Origin of the sequence: Halorussus ruber (assembly GCF_004765785.1) — an archaeon.
Classification (GTDB): domain Archaea; phylum Halobacteriota; class Halobacteria; order Halobacteriales; family Haladaptataceae; genus Halorussus; species Halorussus ruber.
Genome location: NZ_SBIT01000016.1, coordinates 42,968 through 63,288, shown reverse-complemented (window position 1 = coordinate 63,288; position 20,321 = coordinate 42,968). Strand labels below are relative to the sequence as shown.

The window sequence follows — 20,321 nt, the reverse complement described above, 5'->3', positions numbered from 1 at the left end:
CATGAGTCAGGGACGAGAAGCGAAAGTATACGTGAACGGTAGTCTGGTCGGTACCCACCCCGACCCCGAACAGCTCGCCGAACAGGTCCGACACGCTCGCCGCCGCGGCGACGTGAGCGAGATGGTCAACGTCTCGGTCAAGGAGCGGACCCGCGAGGTCATCATCAACGCCGACGCCGGTCGCGCCCGCCGACCCCTGCTGGTCATCGAGGACGGCGAACCCCTCGTGACCGAGGAGGAAGTCGCGGCGGTCAAGAACGGCGACCTCGACTTCGACGACCTCGTCGAGCGCGGCAAGGTCGAGTTCATCGACGCCGAGGAGGAAGAGGACATCTACGTCGCGGTGGACGAAGACGACCTCACCGAGGACCACACCCACCTCGAAGTCGACCCGCAGCTCATCTTCGGCATCGGTGCGGGCATGGTCCCGTACCCCGAACACAACGCCTCGCCCCGGATTACGATGGGGTCGGGGATGATAAAGCAGTCGCTCGGGCTTCCGGCGGCGAACTACCGCATCCGGCCCGACACCCGCCAGCACCTGCTTCACTACCCCCAGCTTTCGATGGTCAAGACCCAGACCACCGAGCAAATCGGGTACGACGACCGCCCGGCCGCACAGAACTTCACGGTCGCGGTCATGTCCTACGAGGGCTTCAACATCGAGGACGCGCTGGTCCTCAACGGCGGTTCGGTGGACCGCGCGCTGGCTCGCTCGCACTTCTTCCGGACCTACGAGGGCGAGGAGCGACGCTATCCCGGCGGTCAGGAAGACCGCTTCGAGATTCCGAGCGACGACGTTCGCGGCGCGCGCGGCGAAGACGCCTACACGCACCTCGACGAGGACGGTCTGGTCAACCCCGAGACGCAGGTAGACGAGAACTCGGTCCTGCTGGGTAAGACCAGTCCGCCCCGGTTCCTCGAAGAACCCGACGACATGGGCGGTCTCTCCCCGCAGAAGCGCCGGGAGACCTCCGTCACCATGCGCTCGGGCGAGTCCGGCGTCGTGGACACCGTGACCCTGATGGAGGGCGAGGACGGCTCGAAGCTCTCGAAGGTCTCGGTGCGCGACGAGCGGATTCCGGAACTCGGCGACAAGTTCGCGTCGCGGCACGGTCAGAAGGGCGTCGTCGGCCACATCGCGCCCCAAGAGGACATGCCCTTCACCCAACAGGGCGTCGTGCCGGACCTCATCATCAACCCTCACGCCCTGCCGTCCCGGATGACGGTCGGCCACGTGCTGGAGATGATCGGCGGGAAGGTCGGTGCCCTCGAAGGACGACGTGTGGACGGGACGCCGTTCACCGGCGAGGACGAGGAAGAGCTTCGTGGCGGCCTCGAAGAGCAGGGCTTCAAGTCCTCCGGCAAGGAGATCATGTACTCCGGCATCACCGGGGAGAAGATTGAAGCCGAGATTTTCATTGGCACCATTTTCTACCAGAAGCTCTACCACATGGTGTCGAACAAGCTCCACGCTCGCTCGCGCGGTCCGGTTCAGGTGCTGACGCGCCAGCCGACCGAGGGTCGCGCCCGCGAGGGTGGGCTTCGTGTCGGGGAGATGGAGCGGGACGTGCTTATCGGGCACGGTGCCGCCCTCACCCTCAAGGAGCGACTGCTGGACGAGTCCGACCGCGAGTGGATCTACGTCTGTGCCAACTGTGGCATGAGCGCGGTCGAGAACGTCGAGCAGAACCGCGTCTACTGTCCGAACTGCGAGGAGGAGACCGACATCCACGAAATCGAGATGTCTTACGCGTTCAAGCTTCTCCTCGACGAGATGAAGGCGCTGGGCATCGCACCGCGACTCGAACTGGAGGACGCAGTATAAACCATGTCTACAGGACAAACACCCAAGGAAATCGGCGAAATCAGCTTCGGGCTGATGGACCCCGAGGAGTACCGCGAGATGTCGGCGACCAAAATCATCACGGCCGACACCTACGACGACGACGGCTTCCCCATCGACATGGGGCTGATGGACCCCCGACTGGGCGTCATCGACCCCGGGCTGGAGTGCAAGACCTGCGGCAAGCACTCGGGGTCGTGTAACGGCCACTTCGGTCACATCGAACTGGCCGCGCCCGTCATCCACGTCGGGTTCACGAAGCTCATCCGACGACTCCTGCGAGGCACCTGTCGGAACTGCTCGCGCCTCCTGCTCACCGACGACGAGAAGGAAAAATACGAGTCGAAGCTGACCCGGACCAAGGAACTCGGCAACGACCTGACCGACGTGACCAAGTCCGCCATCCGAGAGGCCCGCAAGAAGGACCGCTGTCCCTACTGCGGCGAGGTCCAGTACGACATCAACCACGAGAAGCCGACCACCTACTACGAGGTCCAGCAGGTCCTCACCAGCGAGTACTCCGAGCAGATCGCCGCCGCGATGCAGGGTAGCGAGGAGGAGGACCGCGAGCCGGTCGCTCCGCAGGAACTCGCCGAGAAGACCGACATCGACATCTCGCGCATCAACGACATCATGTCGGGCGAGTTCCGGCCCCGCGAGGACGACCGGAAGGCAATCGAGAAGGCGCTGGACATCGACCTGACCGAGGAGGACATGAACAAGCTGATGCCCAGCGACATCCGCGACTGGTTCGAGGACATCCCGGACGCGGACGTCGAGACCCTCGGCATCAACTCCGAGCGCTCCCGGCCCGAGTGGATGATTCTGACGGTCCTGCCGGTCCCGCCGGTGACGGCCCGTCCCTCGATTACGCTCGACAACGGTCAGCGTTCCGAGGACGACCTGACCCACAAACTCGTGGACATCATCCGCATCAACCAGCGGTTCATGGAGAACCGCGAGGCGGGCGCGCCCCAACTCATCATCGAGGACCTCTGGGAACTGCTCCAGTACCACGTCACGACGTTCATGGACAACGAGATTTCGGGCACGCCGCCCGCCCGACACCGCTCCGGGCGACCTCTCAAGACGCTGAGTCAGCGTCTCAAGGGTAAGGAAGGTCGCTTCCGCGGTTCGCTGTCCGGGAAGCGCGTCAACTTCTCGGCGCGTACCGTCATCTCGCCCGACCCGACCCTTAGCCTCAACGAGGTCGGCGTCCCCGAGCGCGTGGCCCGCGAGATGACCCAGACGATGAACGTCACCGACCGCAACGTCGAGGAGGCCCAGCGGTACGTCGCCAACGGTCCCGAGGGCCATCCGGGCGCGAACTACGTCAAGCGCCCCGACGGTCGCCGCCTCAAGGTGACCGAGAAGAACTGCGAGGAACTGGCGACCAAGGTCGAGGCTGGCTGGGAGGTCAACCGACACCTCGTGGACGGCGACATCGTCATCTTCAACCGCCAGCCGTCGCTCCACCGGATGTCCATCATGGCTCACGAAGTGGTCGTGATGCCGTACAAGACCTTCCGGCTCAACACCGTGGTCTGTCCGCCGTACAACGCCGACTTCGACGGCGACGAGATGAACATGCACGCCCTCCAGAACGAGGAGGCCCGCGCGGAGGCTCGGGTCCTCATGCGCGTGCAGGAACAAATCCTGTCGCCGCGCTTCGGTGAGAACATCATCGGCGCGATTCAGGACCACATCTCCGGGATGTACCTGCTCACCAACGAGAACCCCCACTTCAACGAGACGCAGGCGCTGGACCTCCTGCGGGCGACTCGCATCGACGAGCTTCCGGACCCCTCGGGCACCGAGGAGGACGGCGAACCCTACTGGACCGGTCGGGACATCTTCTCGGAACTCCTCCCGAGCGACCTGAATCTGGAGTTCACCGGCACGGTCGGCGACGACGTGATTATCGAGGACGGCCAGCTCATCGAGGGCACCATCGCCGAGGACGAGGTGGGCGAGTTCGGTGGCAAGATTGTCGACACCATCACGAAGGTCTACGGCAACACCCGCTCGCGCATCTTCATCAACGAGGTCGCGGCGCTGGCGATGCGCTCCATCATGCACTTCGGGTTCTCCATCGGTATCGACGACGAGTCGGTTCCGGAGGAGGCCCAAGACCGCATCGACGAGGCCATCGACAACGCCTACGACCGCGTCGAGGAACTCATCGACACCTACCAGAACGGCGACCTCGAATCCCTACCGGGCCGGACGGTGGACGAGACGCTGGAGATGAAGATCATGCAGACGCTCGGCAAGGCGCGTGACTCTGCCGGTGACATCGCAGAGGAACACTTCGCCGACGACAACCCCGCCGTGGTCATGGCCGAAGCCGGTGCGCGTGGGTCGATGCTCAACCTGACCCAGATGGCTGGCGCGGTCGGTCAGCAGGCAGTTCGCGGCGAGCGAATCAACCGCGGATACGAGGACCGCACGCTGAGCCACTACAAGCCCAACGACCTCTCCGCGGAGGCCCACGGCTTCGTGGAACACTCCTACACGGGCGGTCTGAACCCCCGTGAGTTCTTCTTCCACGCGATGGGTGGCCGCGAGGGGCTGGTGGACACGGCAGTCCGTACCTCCAAGTCCGGCTACCTCCAGCGGCGTCTCATCAACGCGCTCTCGGAACTCGAAACCCAGTACGACGGCACGGTTCGGGACACCTCCGACACCATCGTCCAGTTCGAGTTCGGCGAGGACGGCACCAGTCCCGTGAAGGTCTCCTCGAACGACGAGGGCGACATCGACGTGGACCAGATCGCCGACCGCATCCTCGACGAGGAGTTCGGCAGCGACGAGCGCAGACAGGAGTTCCTCGGCGAGAAGCTTCCGCCGACGAACCTCTCGGAACACGTCGACGCCAGACAGGCCCAGAGCGACGACTGACGCCACCGCTTCCCAACCAACCGCTACAGGACATCCACGCCAATCATGACAGACTACGACGTATCCGAGGACATCGAGGCCGTCGTCGAGGACACCGACCTTCCGCGACGGCTGAAAGACGAAGTGTACAGCACGGTGGAAGCCCGCGACGGCGTCACCGCCGAGCAGGCAGACCAAATCGCCCGCGCGGTCGAGACGCGGTATCTCGACACTCGCGTGGACCCGCTGGACCCGGTGGGAACCGTCTCCGCCCAGAGTATCGGGGAGCCGGGGACCCAGATGACGATGAACACCTTCCACTACGCGGGCGTCGCGGAAATCGACGTGACGCAGGGTCTGCCCCGACTCATCGAGTTGGTGGACGCGCGCAAGACCCCCGACACGCCGATGATGACGATTCACCTCGAAGACGAGTACGCCACCGACCGCGAGAAGGCCCACGAGGTCGTCTGGCAAATCGAGGCGACCAAGATTCTCGCGCTCGGTGACATCTCGACCAACGTCGCCGACATGGTGGTCTCCATCGACCTCAACGAGGACACCCTCGAAGAGCGGATGATTGCTCCCGACGAGGTGGCGGGCATCATCGAGGACGAACTCGGCGTCCAGACCAACCAGCAGGGGACGGTCATCGAGTTCGGCCCCGAACAGCCGAGTTACCGCGAACTCCTCCAGTTGGTCGAGCAACTGCGCGAAATCGTCTTCAAGGGCATCGAGGACATCACGCGCGTCGTCATCCGCAAGGAGCAACTCGAAGAGGGCGAGGAGTTCGTCCTCTACACCGAGGGGTCGGCGTTCGGCGACGTCATCGAAATCGAGGGCGTGGACGCAAGTCGGACGACCTCGAACAACATCCACGAGATTCGCAAGAATCTGGGCATCGAGGCCGCGCGCGAGGCCATCATCGAGGAGACGATGGACACCCTCGAAGAGCAGGGTCTCGGTGACGTGAACGTTCGGCACCTGATGCTGGTCGCCGACATCATGACCAACAACGGCGAAATCGAGTCCATCGGTCGCCACGGCATCTCCGGGAGCAAGGAGTCGGTCCTCGCGCGTGCGGCGTTCGAGGTCACGGTCAACCACCTGCTCGACGCCGCCATCCACGGCGAAGTCGACGACCTCAACGGCGTGACCGAGAACGTCATCGTCGGCAAGCCCATCAAGCTCGGCACCGGCGACGTGGACCTCCGGATGGGTTCGATGGCCGGTGAGGCCGAACCCGAGGCCTCCGACTGAGCATGGTGGTCACGCTCTCGGACACGGCTCGCCAGTTCATCGCCCTCTTCGAGGACGAGACCGGCGCGACCGCCCGCGACTGCGTGGTCTTCGAGGACGGCGAGGACGGCGACGAGCGCGTGGTCTTCCTCGTCAAGCCCGGCGACATGGCCCAAGCTATCGGCTCGGGCGGCGAGACCGTCCGGAAGGTCGAGGAGCAGTTGGGCCGCGAAGTCATGCTGGTCGAGGACGCCGACACGCCCGAGGCGTTCGTCGCCAACGCCTTGGCTCCCGCGGCGGTGTACAACGTCACCGTCAGCGAGGACGACGAGACCATCGCCTACGCCGAGGTGGATTCCGAGGATACCGGCATCGCCATCGGCGAGGGCGGGCGCAACATCACGGCCGCCGAGAAACTGGCCAAGCGACACTACGACATCGACGACATCCAGTTGACGTAGCGGCCGAGAATCCGTTTTGCTGGCCCGCGCTCCGAGAGCAGCGCGACTCAGTCGGTTTCCGAATGTTCCGCAGCGATAGCGGTAGCGTCGGCAGGAAACAAAATCCGTTGCTAAATATAGAATACCATTACTTATAGAATTGTAATTATTTCTTAGTCCTTGCTGTTCGCTCGCTCTGACGACTTCCCGGCGAAATTTTAGCCCCACCGGCTCTGTTCCCGAGGACAAGCTAATTTGTCGTCACCGTCGATGTTCCCGTGGGATGGGGAATGACAGACAATAGCACACGAACGAACCGAATACCGGACGTGGACGAGCGCGACCGGCGCGACTTCCTGAAGGCGCTCGGTCTCGCCGGGAGCGTCGGCGCGGCCTCGGAACTCTCGCTGTCGGACCTTCGCGGGGCAGTCGGCGAGGAGTCCGCCGAGGAACTCGCCACCGTCGGCGAGCGCATCCGGGCCGACCTCGCGGGCGGCCTCGACGGGGGTCTCCTCGCGGGGGCTGTCACCGGAATCGAGGAGTCCGTCGCCGCACTTCCGGAACTCCGGGCGGCCGGGTTTCCGGACGCGCCGGACACAGCGGGCTACGCGGCGCTGACCGAACCGGCGTGGGACGCCTACGACCACCTCGCCGAGGTCGGCTTCTTCGCCTCGGCCGAGCAACACCTGCCGGAGTTCACGCCGGACCACGTCCGCGCGACCGTCGCCGAACTGATTCGGGCCGAACCGCTCGCGGGGGCGCTGGCCGACGCCGGACTCGGCGAGCGCGAGCGCACCGCCGTCGTGGTGGACGCGACCACCGAGAACCAGCGCCTCGCTCAGTGGGTCTCGACCGCGCGACTCCCGGCCAATCCAGACGAGTACGACCCGGCGGACGTGGCTCCGCTCCACCAGCGCGCGCTCGGCGGGGGCCTGCTCTGGATAGACGAGTTGGACCAGCACCTCTGGCAGCGCGAGGTCGTCCTGACCGAGGACCACCTCGACGCGGGCGTCTGGGACGCCAAGCGCATCCTCGCCGGGACGCACCTGTTCGTCACGGCGGCCCGCGACTTGGCCGGGCCGGAGGACTTGGAGAACAGTCAACTGGCCGCCGCGCTCGCTGGCGGGTCGGCGCTGGCCGTCCGCGGACAGGAGGCCATCGCGGACGACGTGTTCCGGATTTCGGACGCCGAGCGCGCCCCGATGGGAGGTAACTCATGAGTACCGACAGACCGCACGCGAACGTAGAGCGCACCGCAGAGGGAACCAGAGTCGAGTTCGTCGCCGACGGGCCGACGACGATTCGACAGGACGACCAGCAGATTCCGCGGCTCAACGTCACGCAGGACATGCTGCTGGAGGCCGGTGACGACCCCGAAAGCTGGCTGATGTACGGCGGGGGCTACCACCAACAGCGGTTCACCACCGCCGACGCCATCACGCCCGAGAACGTCGGGGACCTCTCGCTGGAGTACACCATCGAAGTCGATACCGACGTAGAGCGGGGCAAACTGGAGGGGACGCCCGTCGTCGTGCCTTCGGACCCGCCGATTATGTACCAGACCAACGGTCCCGGCGTCCTCCGGGCGGTCAACGCCCGGTCGGGCGAGGTCATCTGGACCTACCGGTACGCGCCCTCCGAACAGGGCGGCGAACAGCGACCCGCCATCTTCTGCTGTGGCTCGAACAACCGAGGAGTCGCCCTCCTCGGCGACACCCTCTACATGACGACGCTCGACGCCAACGTCGTCGCCATCGACCGCTACACCGGCGAACAGCAGTGGCTCTACAGTTCGGCCCCGACCGGGCAGGGCTACTCCGCGACGTGGGCACCCGTCGTCTACGAGGGGAGCATCCTCAACGGGAGCGCGGGCGGCGAGTACGGCGTCCGCGGGTTCATCGAGGCCATCGACGCCGAGTCCGGCGAGCGCGAGTGGCGGACGTGGATGACGCCCAGAGAGCAGTGGATAGGCGACTCGTGGCGCAACGGCGCGGCGACCAACTGGATGACCATCACGGTGGACCCCGAGACCGACACGCTCTACGCCAACGTCGGCAACCCCGGCCCGGACGTGAACGGCGCGGTCCGGCCCGGTCCGAACGTCTACTCGGACTCGGTGGTCGCGCTGAACACCGACGACGGCGCTGTCGAGTGGTACTTCCAAGAGGTCCCCCACGACTGGTGGGACTGGGACGCCTCGACGCCGCCGGTCGTCTTCGAGACGGACGTCGAGGGCGAGCGCAAAAAGATGGTCAGCCACCCCGGCAAGACCGCGTGGAACTACACGCTCGACGCCGGGAACGGCAAGCTCTACGAGCGAAGCCGGGAGATAAGCCAGCACCTCAACATGTGGTATCTCCCCCAAGAGACCCTCGAAGAGACGCCGTGGATTATGCCCTCGGCGGACGGCGGCTCGGAGTGGAACCCGGCCTCCTACAGCCGCGAGACCGGCAACCTCCACGTCAAGGCGATGAACTACCCGAGCAAGTTCCAGTGGGACGAGGTCGGCGAGTGGGAGTACCCCTCGACGTACCTCGGCGGGAGCTTCACCGTCTATCCGGCCATGGACGACCCCGGCCCGGCACCCGACGAGTGGGACCAGCAACTCGCGTACTTCTCGGCGGTGGACCCGATGACCGGCGAGGTCGTCTGGCAAGACACGTGGGGCGAGTTCGCCATGGGCGGGTCGCTGAGTACGACGACCGGCCTCACCTTCACCGGCAACGGCGCGGGCGAGTTCATCGCCTACGACTCGGAGACCGGCGACCGACGCTGGCAGCACCAGTTCGACGCCTCGGTGAACTCCTCGCCGATGAGCTGGTACGACTCGGTCGTCGGCAAGCAGTACGTCGCGGTGCAGGCTGGCGGCGGCGGCCTCCGGTCGGCGCAGGCCGGGACCACCATCGGCGTGTTCTCGCTGGAGGAGTAGCGCCCCGCCGCTTTTCGGCCCGCTCGCCGGGCCGATTTTTCGCCACGAGCGAATCTGCTGACCGAACCGAACCTAAGCGGCGCGCACAGCGTTTCGCTGAGACGCGCTCAGATTGGCTAATCGACCCCGTTCCAGCGATGTGCGCCCGTTACGCCGGGTCAAAAGAGGGAGGCTTAAGTAGCTCGGACGGATAGCCCACAGCATATGGCGAACGGCAAGTACGCAGCTCGTAAGCTCAGGAAGGACCGCCAGAATCATCGGTGGTCCGACTCCGATTACGCCCGACGCGAGCGCGGTCTCGGGGAGAAGTCCGACCCCCTCGAAGGCGCGCCCCAGGGCCGTGGCATCGTTCTCGAAAAGGTGGGCATCGAGGCCAAGCAGCCCAACTCGGCGATTCGGAAGTGCGTCCGAGTCCAGCTCATCAAGAACGGCAAGCAAGTGACCGCGTTCTGCCCCGGCGACGGTGCAATCTCGTTCATCGACGAACACGACGAGGTCACCATCGCGGGCATCGGCGGCGCGAAGGGTCGCGCGATGGGCGACCTTTCGGGCGTCAACTACAAGGTAGAGAAGGTCAACGGCGTGAGCCTCGAAGAACTGGTTCGCGGAAACGCTGAGAAGCCGGTGCGATAATCATGGCAGCAGAAGACCAACCCGAACCCGACCGACCAGCGGGCACGGACGAGGAAGGAACGGCCGCCGCCGACCTGTTCGGCGAGTGGGACATCACGAACATCGAGTACGCCGACCCCTCGACCGAGCGCTACATCACGGTCACGCCGGTCGCGCACACGATGGGTCGCCACGCCTCCAAGCAGTTCCGCAAGAGCGAGGTCTCCATCGTCGAGCGTCTCATCAACCGCCTGATGCAGACCGAGGAGAACACGGGCAAGAAGCAGCAGACGATGCGCATCACCCGTGAGGCCTTCGAGAAGATTCACGACCGCACCGACGAGAACCCGGTGCAGGTTCTCGTGACGGCCGTCGAGAACGCGGCCCCCCGAGAGGAGACTGTCCGCCTGAAGTACGGTGGCATCTCGGTCCCGAAGGCGGTCGACGTCGCGCCCCAGCGCCGCGTCGACCAGGCCCTGAAGTTCATCGCCGAGGGCGTCCAGAGCGACTCGTTCAAGACCTCGACCGACGCCTCCGAAGCGCTGGCTAGCCAGCTCATCGGCGCGGCCGACTACGACGTCCAGACCTACGCTATCAACCAGAAGGAAGAGAAAGAGCGCGTCGCGGCCGCGGCCCGCTAAGCTCCGCGCTTTCGGACACGAATCTTCTCTTTCGCGTTTCGACCGAGTGGCTACTTCAGGAACTCGGTCGAAAATCGCCTATTCCGTCTGTTCCGCCCGTATCGACGCGAGCGCTACTCTTTAACCTGTTACGCCCCTCTGCTTTAGCCCGTCAAACTCCTCTGCTACCCTATAGGGGGAGAGTCTGACCGAGGACTCCTTCGAGCAATGTCCGAGAAAAACCGATTTCGAGACACCCGCCGAGGGCTGTTACGGGCCGCCGGTCTCACGCTCGCAGGCTACGGTGCAACGACGCTGCGGGACGAGGCCGACCCGACCCCGGAGGACCCCGAGTCGGCCACGGTGAACTTCGAGACGACGGCGATGTCGAGTCTCGACCACGAGCGGTCCGTCGGTCACGGTCCGTCGCTCCAAGTTCGGTATCCGCGCGGCGAGCATCGCGGACTGGGCCGGGTCTACGAGCCGGGGAGTCCGCAGACGGAGCTGTACACGCGGTACTGGATTCGGTACGAAGAGGGGTTCGAGCCGTCGGGACTCGACGGAAAGTGGGGCGGGCCGAAACAGCCGGGGTTCAAATATCCGGGCGAGTACGGGACGGACAACCCCCCGGACGGGACCAACGGCTGGTCGTCCAAGCCGAACGTGACGCCCGACGGCGGACTCGCCCAGTACACGTGGGACATGGACGTAGAGGAGGGCGAGTACGGCCACCAGTTCGAGGTCGTCTCGGACTTCCCGTTCGGCGAGTGGGTGAAGGTCGAACAGCGCGTAAAGCTGAACACCGTCGCGTCGGACGGGTCGGCGAATCCCGACGGCGTCCTCCAAGTGTGGGTGGGCGACGAGTTGGAGTTAGAGAAGCGGTCGCTGCGGTTCTCGACGCGCCCGGACGAGCAGGGCATCCACGGCTGGCTGATATTTTACTTCGGCGGCGAGGCACCGTCGCCGAAGGACCAGATAGTGAACTTCGACGAGTACGCGCTGACGAAGGGAGACGACACCGACGGCGAACTCCAGACCGGGGCCGCGCGGTGGGAAGGCGGCGGACTGTCGATGTTCTGAGTTCTCTCCGAGTCAGTCTGGGGGTTGGTCGCCTCCCGAAGCGAGTCGCCGGGCTGGCAGTATAGAAACGTATTGATTTCCTAAAGAAATATTCTAATTGCTATTAGACTACTTCACGATTGTCTTTCCGGGCGGTGCTCACTCCTCGTCCGATGCTCCGACCAGCACGAACTTGCTCTCGGTGTCGCCGTTCTTGATTTGCCGGGTCGCCTCGGCGGGGATGCGGAGGGCCTCGCCCGCGTCGAGGTGTACCTCCTCGCCCTCGACAGTGACGGTGGCCTCGCCTTCGAGGAGAACGTAGACCTCCTCTTGGCCGTCCTCGGCGTGGTCGTGTTCCTTGCCGGTCCATCCGGGGTCGGCGTCGAGGATGGAGACGCCGAGTTTCTCGCAGTCGAGCGGGTCCCGCAGGAAGCGCAGTCCGTCGGCTATCGGTTCGACGCTTCGGGAGTCTACCTTGGTGTAGGCCATCGTGGGGTGTACGACGCGGTGGGTGTTTAGTGTGGCGTCGGTCTAGGGAATCTATTTGTCTGAACTGTGACCGCGAACAGCAGAATCACCGCGAAAGTGTCTTCTGAAGCCCTCGCCCGCTCGCGGTCGCTGAGTGACATATCGGCGCTCTCCGCACCGCCCGCGCCGATAGGGATCACTCAGCGACTAAAGTGGACGCGACCGGGCGGCCCCTTCATCCCACCCTGTCGGTTGCTCGGTCGGGCGTTTGCCGGTGGCAAGAGGCACCGAGCGTGCGCCTCGGGCCTCCCCAACCTCCTGCGTTGCTCACTTCGTTGCGCTACTCGTCCCTCGCACGCCGATGGCGCGTCACGAGAGACCGCGCCAGCGCGCGCCGGAATGAAAATTCAGACGAGCGCAATCAGACCGGTCGAGAACCGCCGAAGTCGCCACATCTTTCAAGTGGCTGGCGTTTGCAGACACCGATTTGCCATGGACGAAGCACTCGAAGTCGTCGATTTGCTGGCGGATTCGGGACTCGAAGGCGTCGTGACGTGGCTGTTCCGACTCCTCGGGTTGGTCGTCGTCCTCGCAGGCGTCGGTCTGTGGCTGTTCACCGACATGGGCCTGCTCGTGATTCCGGCCCTGCTGATAGTCGTCGGCCTCGTCCTGCTGGTCGCGCCGAGCGTCCTGCTCGCGCTGGCAGAACTGGCGTGAGACGGGTCGCGGTCTCCTCGTACCGTCACATCTATATAGCCATCATCGCAACCAGTGTGAGTAACCGATGGGTCTTCCGAATAGCCGCTCTGCTGACGAGAGTGGACGGCTCGACCGGCGCAGGCGGGCGATACTCGCCGGTCTCGCCGGAACCGCGTCGGTGGCGTCCGCTGGCTGTGTCCAACAGGTGCGGAGCATCGCCAACCGTGAGTCCTCCGAGCAGGTGTCGCTCGAAGTGAAAACGGTCCCCGCCGACACCGACCCGCGGGCAGTCAAAATCGCCCGCGTCGTCACGAACCGTCTGTCGGCGGTCGGCGTGGACGCGCAGGTCACGCTGATGGACGAACAGGAACTGCTCCGCGACGTCCTCATCAACAACGATTTCGACGTGTACGTGGCGCGCCACCCCGCGTACGACGACCCCGACTTCCTGCGGTCGTTGCTTCACTCGCAGTTCGTCGCGGAGTCCGGGTGGCAGAACCCCTTCGGCTTCACCGACCTCGACGTGGACGAGAGTCTGGAGGCCCAGCGCCGGACCAGCGGGTCCGAGCGGTTCGAGCGACTGGCCGAACTCCAGCGAACCGTCGCGCGACAGCAACCGTTCGCGGTCGTCGCGTTTCCGGACGACCTCTGGGCGGTTCGCACCGACCGATACTCGGGGTGGGAGCGGTTCGGACTCGGCCGACCGCTCGGCTATCTCGCGCTCGAGGCCGACGGTGACAGCCCGGAGCGGCTAGAGACCGTCGTCACCGACGGCCGAGTGACCGCGAACCTGAACCCGATAGCCAGCGCGTTTCGGAACCGCGGGACGTTCACCGGTCTGCTGTACGACCCCCTCGGACGGAACCGCGGCGACGGCGTCGAACCGTGGCTCGCGGCCGACTGGACGTGGCGCGACGAGAGCGACGGCGGACCGACCGCGACCGTCCGCCTCCGCGACGACGCCCGCTGGCACGACGGCCGACGAGTCACCGCCGCAGACGTGGCGTTTACGTACGAGTTCCTCGCCGACACGTCGCTGGGACGAGAGGATTCGTCCGTTCCCGCGCCCCGGTTCCGCGGGCGCATCTCGCTGGTCGAACGCGTCCGGCGGGTGGACGAACAGACGGTCGAGTTCGACTTCGTGGCCAGCGACCCCGCCGTCGCGGTGCGAGCGTTCACCGTTCCCGTCCTCCCGGAGCGCGAGTGGCGCGACAAGTCCTCCTCGACCGGCGTGGCCGGAATCGAGGTCGGCGACCGGACCACGGAGGCGCTCGTCTGGGACAATCCGACGCCGACGGGAAGCGGCCCCCTTCGGTTTCAGGAGAAGACGGTGGGCGAACGCGTCGTCTTCTCCCGGTTCGAGGACCACTTCCTCCACGACGGCGACGCCGACGCCGCCGGACTCGGTGCCGACTTCGCGGAACTCGACGTTCGGGTGGTTCCGTCGGCCGACGCCGCCCTCAACTTCCTCGAAGCGGGACGCGCGGACGCCGCGTCCTCGGCCATCGAACCGCGACTGGTCCCGACCGTCGCCAGACGCGACGGCCTCGACCTCGTCGCCGAGACGTCGCGGTCGTTCTATCATCTGGGATTCAACGTTCAACGCCCGCCGCTCGGCAACCCCCGGTTCCGCCGGAACGTCGCCCGCCTCCTCGACAAGGAGGCCATCGTCGCCGACGTGTTCGACGGGTACGCCGTCCCGGCCGTGAATCCACTCGCCGTCACCGAGTGGTCGTCGCCGGACCTCGCGTGGGGCGACGAAGACCCAGTGGTTCCCTTCTTCGGGGACGACGGAGAACTGGACGCCGAACAGGCCCGCGAAGCCTTCCGAGACGCCGGGTATCAGTACGACGACGGCGATTTGGTGAACAGGTGATTTCAACGTGATTCCAGTTCGCGTCCTCGCGCAGGTGGTCGCCGTCGTCTTCGGCCTGCTCGGCGTCGCGCTCCCCGTGCTTGTCGGCCGCGAGCGGTTGGCCCGCCTCCCGCAGGCGGCCCCGGAGCGAGTTCGCGGCGTCACTCCTCATCTCGGGGGGCTCGGCGCGCTCCTCGTCCTCAACAGCGTGATTCGAGATTTCGGCCCGCAGTTCTCGTGGGTCGTCGGCTGGAACGTCACCGGGACCATCCACGCGATAGAGGGGTCGTTCGTCGCCCAGTTCCAGTCCGCGCTCGTCGGCCCCGCGCTGACCGCGTACTTCTCGATGGTCTACGTCTACGGCTACGTGTTCCTGCTCGTCTTCCCGCTGTTGGCGTACTTCGCGCTCGACGACGGCGGGCCGCTCCGCCGGACCATCGTCGCCTACGGCGTCAACTACGGTCTCGGGGTCGTCAGTTACCTGCTGTTCATCGCGTACGGTCCCCGGAACCTCATGCCCGAACTGGTGGATTCGCTGTTGTTCACGACGTATCCGAAGTATCAGCTACTGACCAGCGAGGTCAACAGCAACACCAACGTCTTCCCGTCGCTTCACACCTCGCTGTCGGTCACGGTCGCACTACTCGCCGCCCAGACGAGGGACACCTACCGCGGCTGGTTCTACGTCTCGACGCTGGTGGCGGGTAGCGTCGTCGCCGCCACGATGTATCTCGGCATCCACTGGGGGACGGACGTTGTGGCTGGCACCGCCCTCGCGGTCCTGAGCGTCTGGGTCGCCGACCGATACGTCTCGGACGCCGAGTGAGGCTCAGTCCGCGGCTTGTTCTTTCCCTCCCACCGCGAACTCTCGGGTGGCCTCGACCAGCGAGCGCCGGTACTCGCTCTCGTCGGGGTCCGGCCCGAGCGACTTGAAGCGGTGTTTGAACTCGGCCAGACTGACCTCCGGCGCGTCGTTGGCGGCGGCGTGGGCGAGGTCGTAGAGCCGGTGGTCCGAGTCCACGAGGTCGTGGCGCTCGACCAGCGCGAGGGCGAAGGCGGCGTTGACCGCGGTCATCTCCGGGTCCGACGTGCTGGTCAGGCGGAGGCCGTCGCGCTCCCTGCCAGCCCCCTCGCGTTCGCGGGTCGGCTGGTCGGCCACGGCGGACGCGAGTTCGGATTCGAGGAAGGAGACGAGTTTGTGCGTCGGGCCGACTCGGAGGGTGATGTCGTCGGCGTAGATGTCCTTCATGTGATTGGCGATCTGATAGCAGTGGGTCACTCGCCTGCGCTCGACCGAGTTACCGGCCAGCGCGAGGAAGAGGACCTCCTCGGTCGATTGGGTGTGAGAGGGGTGGGCCTCCTCGTGGCGGGCCATGTGGGCGAACTCGTGTAAGGCGAGTTCGCGGGCCATCGCGCTGGTCGCGGCCTGTCGAGAGATGTTCAGCACGTGGTCGTCGGGGTGGGCGGTCCACGTTCGCTCGTCGGGGTTCTCCCGGATGCGGACGTGGACTGGCGAGTCGAGGTCGTACTCGGTCTCGAAGAGGTCGCGGGCGCGGAGGAAGGGCGCGGCCGGACCGGGACCGTGGACGTGAACCTCCATGCGTAACCTTACCAAGGCTTCGTCCGGTATGACTCTTGCGTTGGTTGCGCGGCGTTGCCGGTGCCTGACCGAGACCCCGACGATTTCAGGCCGTCCAAACGCTCGGTTTATTTCACCCGAATCGTCCACGGTACTCCCTCACACGGTCTCTCGCGGCGAAACACTACGCTTTTCAACTTCCTTCGGGTAGAAGACCCATAATGGGAAGACGAAAGAAGATCGTCGAACAGTGTGAGCGACTGATGGACAAACCGGAGCACATCCGGAACATCGCTATCGCCGCACACGTCGACCACGGTAAGACCACGCTGACCGACAATCTGCTGGCCGGTGCTGGCATGATTGCCGACCAGGGTGAAGCGACGCAGCTGATGATGGACACCGAGGAGGACGAGCAGGAACGCGGTATCACCATCGACGCCGCGAACGTGTCCATGACTCACGAGTACGAGGACCAAGAACACCTCATCAACCTCATCGACACGCCGGGCCACGTCGACTTCGGTGGCGACGTGACCCGAGCGATGCGCGCCGTCGACGGTGCGCTCGTGGTCGTTGACGCCGTCGAGGGCGCGATGCCCCAGACCGAGACGGTCCTGCGACAGGCGCTCCGCGAAGGCGTCAAGCCGACCCTGTTCATCAACAAGGTCGACCGCCTCATCTCCGAGCTTCAGGAAGGCCCCGAAGAGATGCAGCGCCGTCTCCTCAACGTCATCGACGACGTGAACGAGCTGATTCGCGGCATGACCGAGGAGATGGACGACGTCGAGGACTGGACGGTCTCCGTCGAGGAGGGCACCGTCGGCTTCGGGTCGGCCCTCTACAAGTGGGGCGTTTCGATGCCCTCGATGCAGCGCACCGGCATGGACTTCGGCGACATCATGGAACTCGAGCGCGCCGACAAGCGCAAAGAGCTTCACGAGCGCACGCCGCTCTCGGACGTCGTCCTCGACATGGTCTGTGAGCACTTCCCCGACCCCATCGAGGCCCAGCCCCGCCGTATCCCGCGCATCTGGCGCGGCGACGACGAGTCCGAACTCGCGGAGGGCATGCGCCTCGTCGACGAAGAGGGCGAAGTCGTCCTGATGGTCACCGACATCGGTATCGACCCCCACGCGGGCGAAATCGCCGCGGGTCGTGTCTTCTCGGGCACGCTGGAGAAGGGTCAGGAACTCTACGTCTCCGGGACCGCGGGCAAGAACCGCGTCCAGAGCGTCGGCATCTACATGGGTGGCGAGCGCGAGGAGGTAGACCGCGTACCCGCCGGTAACATCGCGGCCGTCACCGGTCTCAAGGACGCCATCGCGGGTTCGACCGTCTCCAGCGTCGAGATGACGCCCTTCGAGTCCATCGAGCACATCTCGGAGCCGGTCATCACGAAGTCCGTCGAGGCGAAGAACATGGACGACCTGCCGAAGCTCATCGAGACGCTCCGACAGGTCTCCAAAGAGGACCCGACTATCCAGATCGAGATCAACGAGGACACCGGCGAACACCTCATCTCCGGGCAGGGTGAGCTTCACCTCGAAGTCATCACTCAGCGCATCGAGCGCAACCAGGGCATCCCGGTCAACACCGGTGAACCCATCGTCGTCTTCCGCGAGGCCATCCAGCAGGGCACCGAGACCATCGAGGGTATCTCGCCGAACCGCCACAACCGCTTCTACATCAAGGCCGAACCCCTCGACGAGGAGTTGGTCGAGAAGGTGAAGCTGGGCGACGTCTCGATGGACATGCCCGAGCAGGAGCGCCGTGAGGTCCTCCAAGAGGCGGGCATGGACAAGGACACCAGCCAGAACGTCGAACACATCCACGGGACCAACATCCTCATCGACGACACGAAGGGTATCCAGCACCTCAACGAGACGATGGAACTCGTCATCGAGGGCCTCGAAGAGGCGCTCAACGACGGTCCGCTGGCCGCCGAACCCGTTCAGGGCACGCTCCTGCGCCTGCAGGACGCCAAGCTCCACGAGGACACTATCCACCGCGGTCCGGCCCAGGTCATCCCTGCGGTCCGTAACGCGGTCCACAACGCCCTCGTCCACGGTCACGTCAAGCTCCTCGAGCCGATCCAGAACGTCCGCATCGACGTGCCCAACGAACACATGGGTGCGGCCTCCGGCGAGATTCAGGGCCGTCGTGGCCGCGTCGACGACATGTACCAAGAGGGCGACCTGATGGTCGTCGAAGGCGTCGCGCCGGTCGACGAGATGATCGGGTTCTCCTCGGACATCCGTAGCGCCACCGAGGGTCGCGCGTCGTGGAACACCGAGAACGCCGGATTCCGCGTGATGGCCGACAACCTCCAGGAGGAGACCATCATGGAGATCCGCGAGCGCAAGGGCATGAAGCTCGAACTGCCCGAAGCCATCGACTACTTCTAATCTCTCTCGCCGTCTTTCGTTTTCGCTGCGCTCGGACCGACCCCCGAGCTTCGGCCGTGGTTCGACCGTGCCGCGTACGGACCGCCTAAGACCGGCGTAGGCGATGTATAACCAAGCCATTCGGTAACATACGAACGCACGAGAGTCATGCTTCCCATGGTCGTCCTCCTCTGGGTCGGTATCGTCATCCTCCTGTGGGTCGGCGTCGTCGCGGCCGTCTGGGCGCTCGTGTCCGCCAGCGGCGAGTATCCTTCCGAGGTTTCGAAGGTTCCCGCCAAGGAGTAGTTGCGATAGGGGACGTGGTTGCTGGCATCGGCGCGAGCGACTGTTTTGTCCGAGTTTGAACTGGCCGTCCGGACAGATTGTATAGACTGCCCGTCCGGAGACTGCTCTCGACTACCGTTTTCCGCGGAGGACGACTTCAGCCTCGCACGTCGGACAAGTTGATTGTTCACTCGCGTCGAATATCGTATCGCAGAACGCACAGGGGTGTTCGGTCGCTTCGTCACGCTCGGTTTCGCTCGAAGTGCGAGTTCGGGTCATCGCCTCGTGAGTCTCCACGCTGGCTCCCGATTTGGTTATATGCTGGCTAGATGGTTGTTAACAGTTACCATCTCAGTCGGTGGCTCCGAGTGTCGAAAGTGAAGGGGCGAGATACCGGTGGTAGAAAATGGGTCCTCGATTACGCCCGAACCTCGCTCATCGTCTCACGGAGGGGTCGTGCGAACAGCGCCAGAACGAGAGCGGTCCAAACGACGAATAGAACGACCGCACCGATGTACTCGGTGAAGACTGCCATGTCCCCGCTCGGCGTCGGTCCGAACCAGTAGTCCATCGAAGGGGCCTGTCGGAGAGCGTCCACGACGATGTACAACCAGAACAGTCCCGGTCCGTTCATTACGGCGAGGCCGAGACCCCATGCAACGAGTTTCCGATACGGTGGCTGAGTCGCGTCCTGTCGTTCTGTTGCAGATTTGTAGCTCATTTCACGTATCGAAAGTGAATACGTAGTCGAAAGGTTTTCGAAATTACATTCGTCCGGGTCTCGCACTCGCGCCATCCAACAATGAGAAACGCTGGTCAGTATTGCAACCGTCTGAAGCCTTATCCCTACCCGCGAGTGAGAGGATAGGCAATGAGTGACGACGCGAGTTCTTCAGAAGTGCGGGCCTACACGGTTCGACTCGAACTGGTAGACGAACCCGGCGAACTGCTGGCCGCGCTCGGACCCATCGCCGAGAACGGCGGCAACCTGCTGTCGGTGTTCCACGAGCGCGGGTCGCTGACGCCCCGAGGACACATCCCGGTCGAGGTAGACCTCGAATGCCCGCAGGACCGGTTCGACGCGCTGGTCGCGGACCTGCGGGACGCGGGCGTCAACGTGATTCGGGCGGGCGCGGAGCGATACGGCGAGGAGGTCACGGTTCTCCTCGTGGGCAACGTCATCGAGACCGACTTCTCGGAGACGCTCTCGTTCATCGAGGAGAACGCCGAGGCGTCGGTCGCCGACGTGTCGCTGTCCGCGCCCGGCGGCACGAGTGAGGTCGCCAGCGCCCGCCTCCGGTTGGCGGCCGAGACCGGCAAGACCGGCGAGGTCGTCGCCGCGGTCCGCGAGGTGGCCGACCGGAAGGACCTGCGCGTGGTCGAACCCCTGACGGAACTGGAGGGGTCGGCATGAACGCCGAAA

General features: G+C 64.9%; 18 protein-coding genes. 15 read left to right on the top strand and 3 right to left on the bottom strand.

Annotated elements, in window-relative coordinates; genetic code table 11:
- Position 1: 1 nt before the first annotated feature.
- The 9 genes from rpoB (at position 2) to EPL01_RS18810 (ending at position 11,646) form a co-directional block, all read left to right on the top strand.
- Positions 2-1,828, top strand: coding sequence for a DNA-directed RNA polymerase subunit B (gene rpoB, locus EPL01_RS18850; protein ID WP_135826833.1), 1,827 nt, complete (start codon positions 2-4; stop codon positions 1,826-1,828).
- Positions 1,829-1,831: 3 nt separating this feature from the next.
- Complete coding sequence (locus EPL01_RS18845) at positions 1,832-4,747, top strand: DNA-directed RNA polymerase subunit A' (protein ID WP_135826832.1); 2,916 nt, start codon at positions 1,832-1,834, stop codon at positions 4,745-4,747.
- Between the two features lie 45 nt (positions 4,748-4,792).
- Positions 4,793-5,986 (top strand): DNA-directed RNA polymerase subunit A'', encoded by a 1,194-nt coding sequence (rpoA2, locus tag EPL01_RS18840; RefSeq protein WP_135826831.1) that lies wholly within the window; start codon positions 4,793-4,795, stop codon positions 5,984-5,986.
- Between the two features lie 2 nt (positions 5,987-5,988).
- On the top strand, positions 5,989-6,426 hold the full coding sequence (locus tag EPL01_RS18835; protein WP_135826830.1) for a NusA-like transcription termination signal-binding factor: 438 nt from the start codon (positions 5,989-5,991) through the stop codon (positions 6,424-6,426).
- Positions 6,427-6,695: 269 nt separating this feature from the next.
- Positions 6,696-7,625, top strand: coding sequence for a twin-arginine translocation signal domain-containing protein (locus EPL01_RS18830; protein WP_135826829.1), 930 nt, complete (start codon positions 6,696-6,698; stop codon positions 7,623-7,625).
- Positions 7,622-9,334, top strand: coding sequence for a pyrroloquinoline quinone-dependent dehydrogenase (locus EPL01_RS18825; protein ID WP_135826828.1), 1,713 nt, complete (start codon positions 7,622-7,624; stop codon positions 9,332-9,334). The genes EPL01_RS18830 and EPL01_RS18825 overlap by 4 nt, the downstream gene beginning before the upstream one ends.
- Positions 9,335-9,538: 204 nt before the next feature.
- Positions 9,539-9,967 (top strand): 30S ribosomal protein S12, encoded by a 429-nt coding sequence (locus EPL01_RS18820; protein WP_115794757.1) that lies wholly within the window; start codon positions 9,539-9,541, stop codon positions 9,965-9,967.
- Positions 9,968-9,969: 2 nt separating this feature from the next.
- Positions 9,970-10,587, top strand: coding sequence for a 30S ribosomal protein S7 (locus EPL01_RS18815; RefSeq protein ID WP_135826827.1), 618 nt, complete (start codon positions 9,970-9,972; stop codon positions 10,585-10,587).
- Positions 10,588-10,794: 207 nt separating this feature from the next.
- Positions 10,795-11,646 (top strand): hypothetical protein, encoded by an 852-nt coding sequence (locus EPL01_RS18810; RefSeq protein ID WP_135826826.1) that lies wholly within the window; start codon positions 10,795-10,797, stop codon positions 11,644-11,646.
- A 138-nt stretch (positions 11,647-11,784) separates the two neighbouring features.
- On the opposite strand, the gene EPL01_RS18805 is transcribed toward EPL01_RS18810, so the two are convergent.
- Positions 11,785-12,114: a cupin domain-containing protein gene (locus tag EPL01_RS18805; RefSeq protein ID WP_135826825.1), complete on the bottom strand. Its 330-nt coding sequence runs from the start codon at positions 12,112-12,114 to the stop codon at positions 11,785-11,787.
- Positions 12,115-12,585: 471 nt separating this feature from the next.
- On the opposite strand from EPL01_RS18805, the gene EPL01_RS18800 reads away from it, so the two are divergent.
- The 3 genes from EPL01_RS18800 (at position 12,586) to EPL01_RS18790 (ending at position 15,473) form a co-directional block, all read left to right on the top strand.
- A complete protein-coding gene (locus EPL01_RS18800) occupies positions 12,586-12,810 on the top strand; it encodes a hypothetical protein (RefSeq protein WP_135826824.1) in 225 nt (74 codons plus the stop codon).
- 67 nt (positions 12,811-12,877) lie between these two features.
- Positions 12,878-14,668, top strand: coding sequence for an ABC transporter substrate-binding protein (locus EPL01_RS18795; RefSeq protein WP_135826823.1), 1,791 nt, complete (start codon positions 12,878-12,880; stop codon positions 14,666-14,668).
- A gap of 7 nt (positions 14,669-14,675) precedes the next feature.
- Entirely contained in the window at positions 14,676-15,473 is a 798-nt protein-coding gene (locus tag EPL01_RS18790; RefSeq protein WP_246045757.1) for a phosphatase PAP2 family protein, read from the top strand.
- 3 nt (positions 15,474-15,476) lie between these two features.
- Here EPL01_RS18790 and EPL01_RS18785 read toward each other — a convergent pair whose 3' ends face one another.
- On the bottom strand, positions 15,477-16,247 hold the full coding sequence (locus EPL01_RS18785; RefSeq protein WP_135826822.1) for a DUF5781 family protein: 771 nt from the start codon (positions 16,245-16,247) through the stop codon (positions 15,477-15,479).
- 200 nt (positions 16,248-16,447) lie between these two features.
- On the opposite strand from EPL01_RS18785, the gene EPL01_RS18780 reads away from it, so the two are divergent.
- Together EPL01_RS18780 and EPL01_RS21855 are read left to right on the top strand one after the other, a co-directional pair.
- Positions 16,448-18,634 carry an elongation factor EF-2 gene (locus EPL01_RS18780; protein WP_135826821.1) on the top strand — a complete coding sequence of 729 codons (2,187 nt, stop codon included), beginning with the start codon at positions 16,448-16,450 and terminating at the stop codon, positions 18,632-18,634.
- Between the two features lie 147 nt (positions 18,635-18,781).
- A complete protein-coding gene (locus EPL01_RS21855; RefSeq protein WP_168215954.1) occupies positions 18,782-18,919 on the top strand; it encodes a hypothetical protein in 138 nt (45 codons plus the stop codon).
- A 397-nt stretch (positions 18,920-19,316) separates the two neighbouring features.
- Here the strand turns inward: EPL01_RS21855 and EPL01_RS18775 are convergent, their stop codons facing one another.
- Positions 19,317-19,619, bottom strand: a complete 303-nt coding sequence (locus tag EPL01_RS18775; protein WP_135826820.1) for a hypothetical protein — start codon at positions 19,617-19,619, stop codon at positions 19,317-19,319.
- A gap of 150 nt (positions 19,620-19,769) precedes the next feature.
- On the opposite strand from EPL01_RS18775, the gene EPL01_RS18770 reads away from it, so the two are divergent.
- Positions 19,770-20,312, top strand: a complete 543-nt coding sequence (locus EPL01_RS18770) for an amino acid-binding protein (RefSeq protein ID WP_135826819.1) — start codon at positions 19,770-19,772, stop codon at positions 20,310-20,312.
- Positions 20,313-20,321: the final 9 nt, after the last annotated feature.

Coding starts and splice junctions, on each gene's coding strand:
- EPL01_RS18825 (WP_135826828.1), top strand. CDS start 7,622: ATGAGTACCGACAGACCGCACGCGAACGTAGAGCGCACCGCAGAGGGA.
- EPL01_RS18835 (WP_135826830.1), top strand. CDS start 5,989: ATGGTGGTCACGCTCTCGGACACGGCTCGCCAGTTCATCGCCCTCTTC.
- EPL01_RS18815 (WP_135826827.1), top strand. CDS start 9,970: ATGGCAGCAGAAGACCAACCCGAACCCGACCGACCAGCGGGCACGGAC.
- EPL01_RS18795 (WP_135826823.1), top strand. CDS start 12,878: ATGGGTCTTCCGAATAGCCGCTCTGCTGACGAGAGTGGACGGCTCGAC.
- rpoA2 (WP_135826831.1), top strand. CDS start 4,793: ATGACAGACTACGACGTATCCGAGGACATCGAGGCCGTCGTCGAGGAC.
- EPL01_RS18845 (WP_135826832.1), top strand. CDS start 1,832: ATGTCTACAGGACAAACACCCAAGGAAATCGGCGAAATCAGCTTCGGG.
- EPL01_RS21855 (WP_168215954.1), top strand. CDS start 18,782: ATGCTTCCCATGGTCGTCCTCCTCTGGGTCGGTATCGTCATCCTCCTG.
- EPL01_RS18810 (WP_135826826.1), top strand. CDS start 10,795: ATGTCCGAGAAAAACCGATTTCGAGACACCCGCCGAGGGCTGTTACGG.
- EPL01_RS18780 (WP_135826821.1), top strand. CDS start 16,448: ATGGGAAGACGAAAGAAGATCGTCGAACAGTGTGAGCGACTGATGGAC.
- EPL01_RS18775 (WP_135826820.1), bottom strand. CDS start 19,619: ATGAGCTACAAATCTGCAACAGAACGACAGGACGCGACTCAGCCACCG.
- rpoB (WP_135826833.1), top strand. CDS start 2: ATGAGTCAGGGACGAGAAGCGAAAGTATACGTGAACGGTAGTCTGGTC.
- EPL01_RS18800 (WP_135826824.1), top strand. CDS start 12,586: ATGGACGAAGCACTCGAAGTCGTCGATTTGCTGGCGGATTCGGGACTC.
- EPL01_RS18785 (WP_135826822.1), bottom strand. CDS start 16,247: ATGGAGGTTCACGTCCACGGTCCCGGTCCGGCCGCGCCCTTCCTCCGC.
- EPL01_RS18820 (WP_115794757.1), top strand. CDS start 9,539: ATGGCGAACGGCAAGTACGCAGCTCGTAAGCTCAGGAAGGACCGCCAG.
- EPL01_RS18770 (WP_135826819.1), top strand. CDS start 19,770: ATGAGTGACGACGCGAGTTCTTCAGAAGTGCGGGCCTACACGGTTCGA.
- EPL01_RS18805 (WP_135826825.1), bottom strand. CDS start 12,114: ATGGCCTACACCAAGGTAGACTCCCGAAGCGTCGAACCGATAGCCGAC.
- EPL01_RS18830 (WP_135826829.1), top strand. CDS start 6,696: ATGACAGACAATAGCACACGAACGAACCGAATACCGGACGTGGACGAG.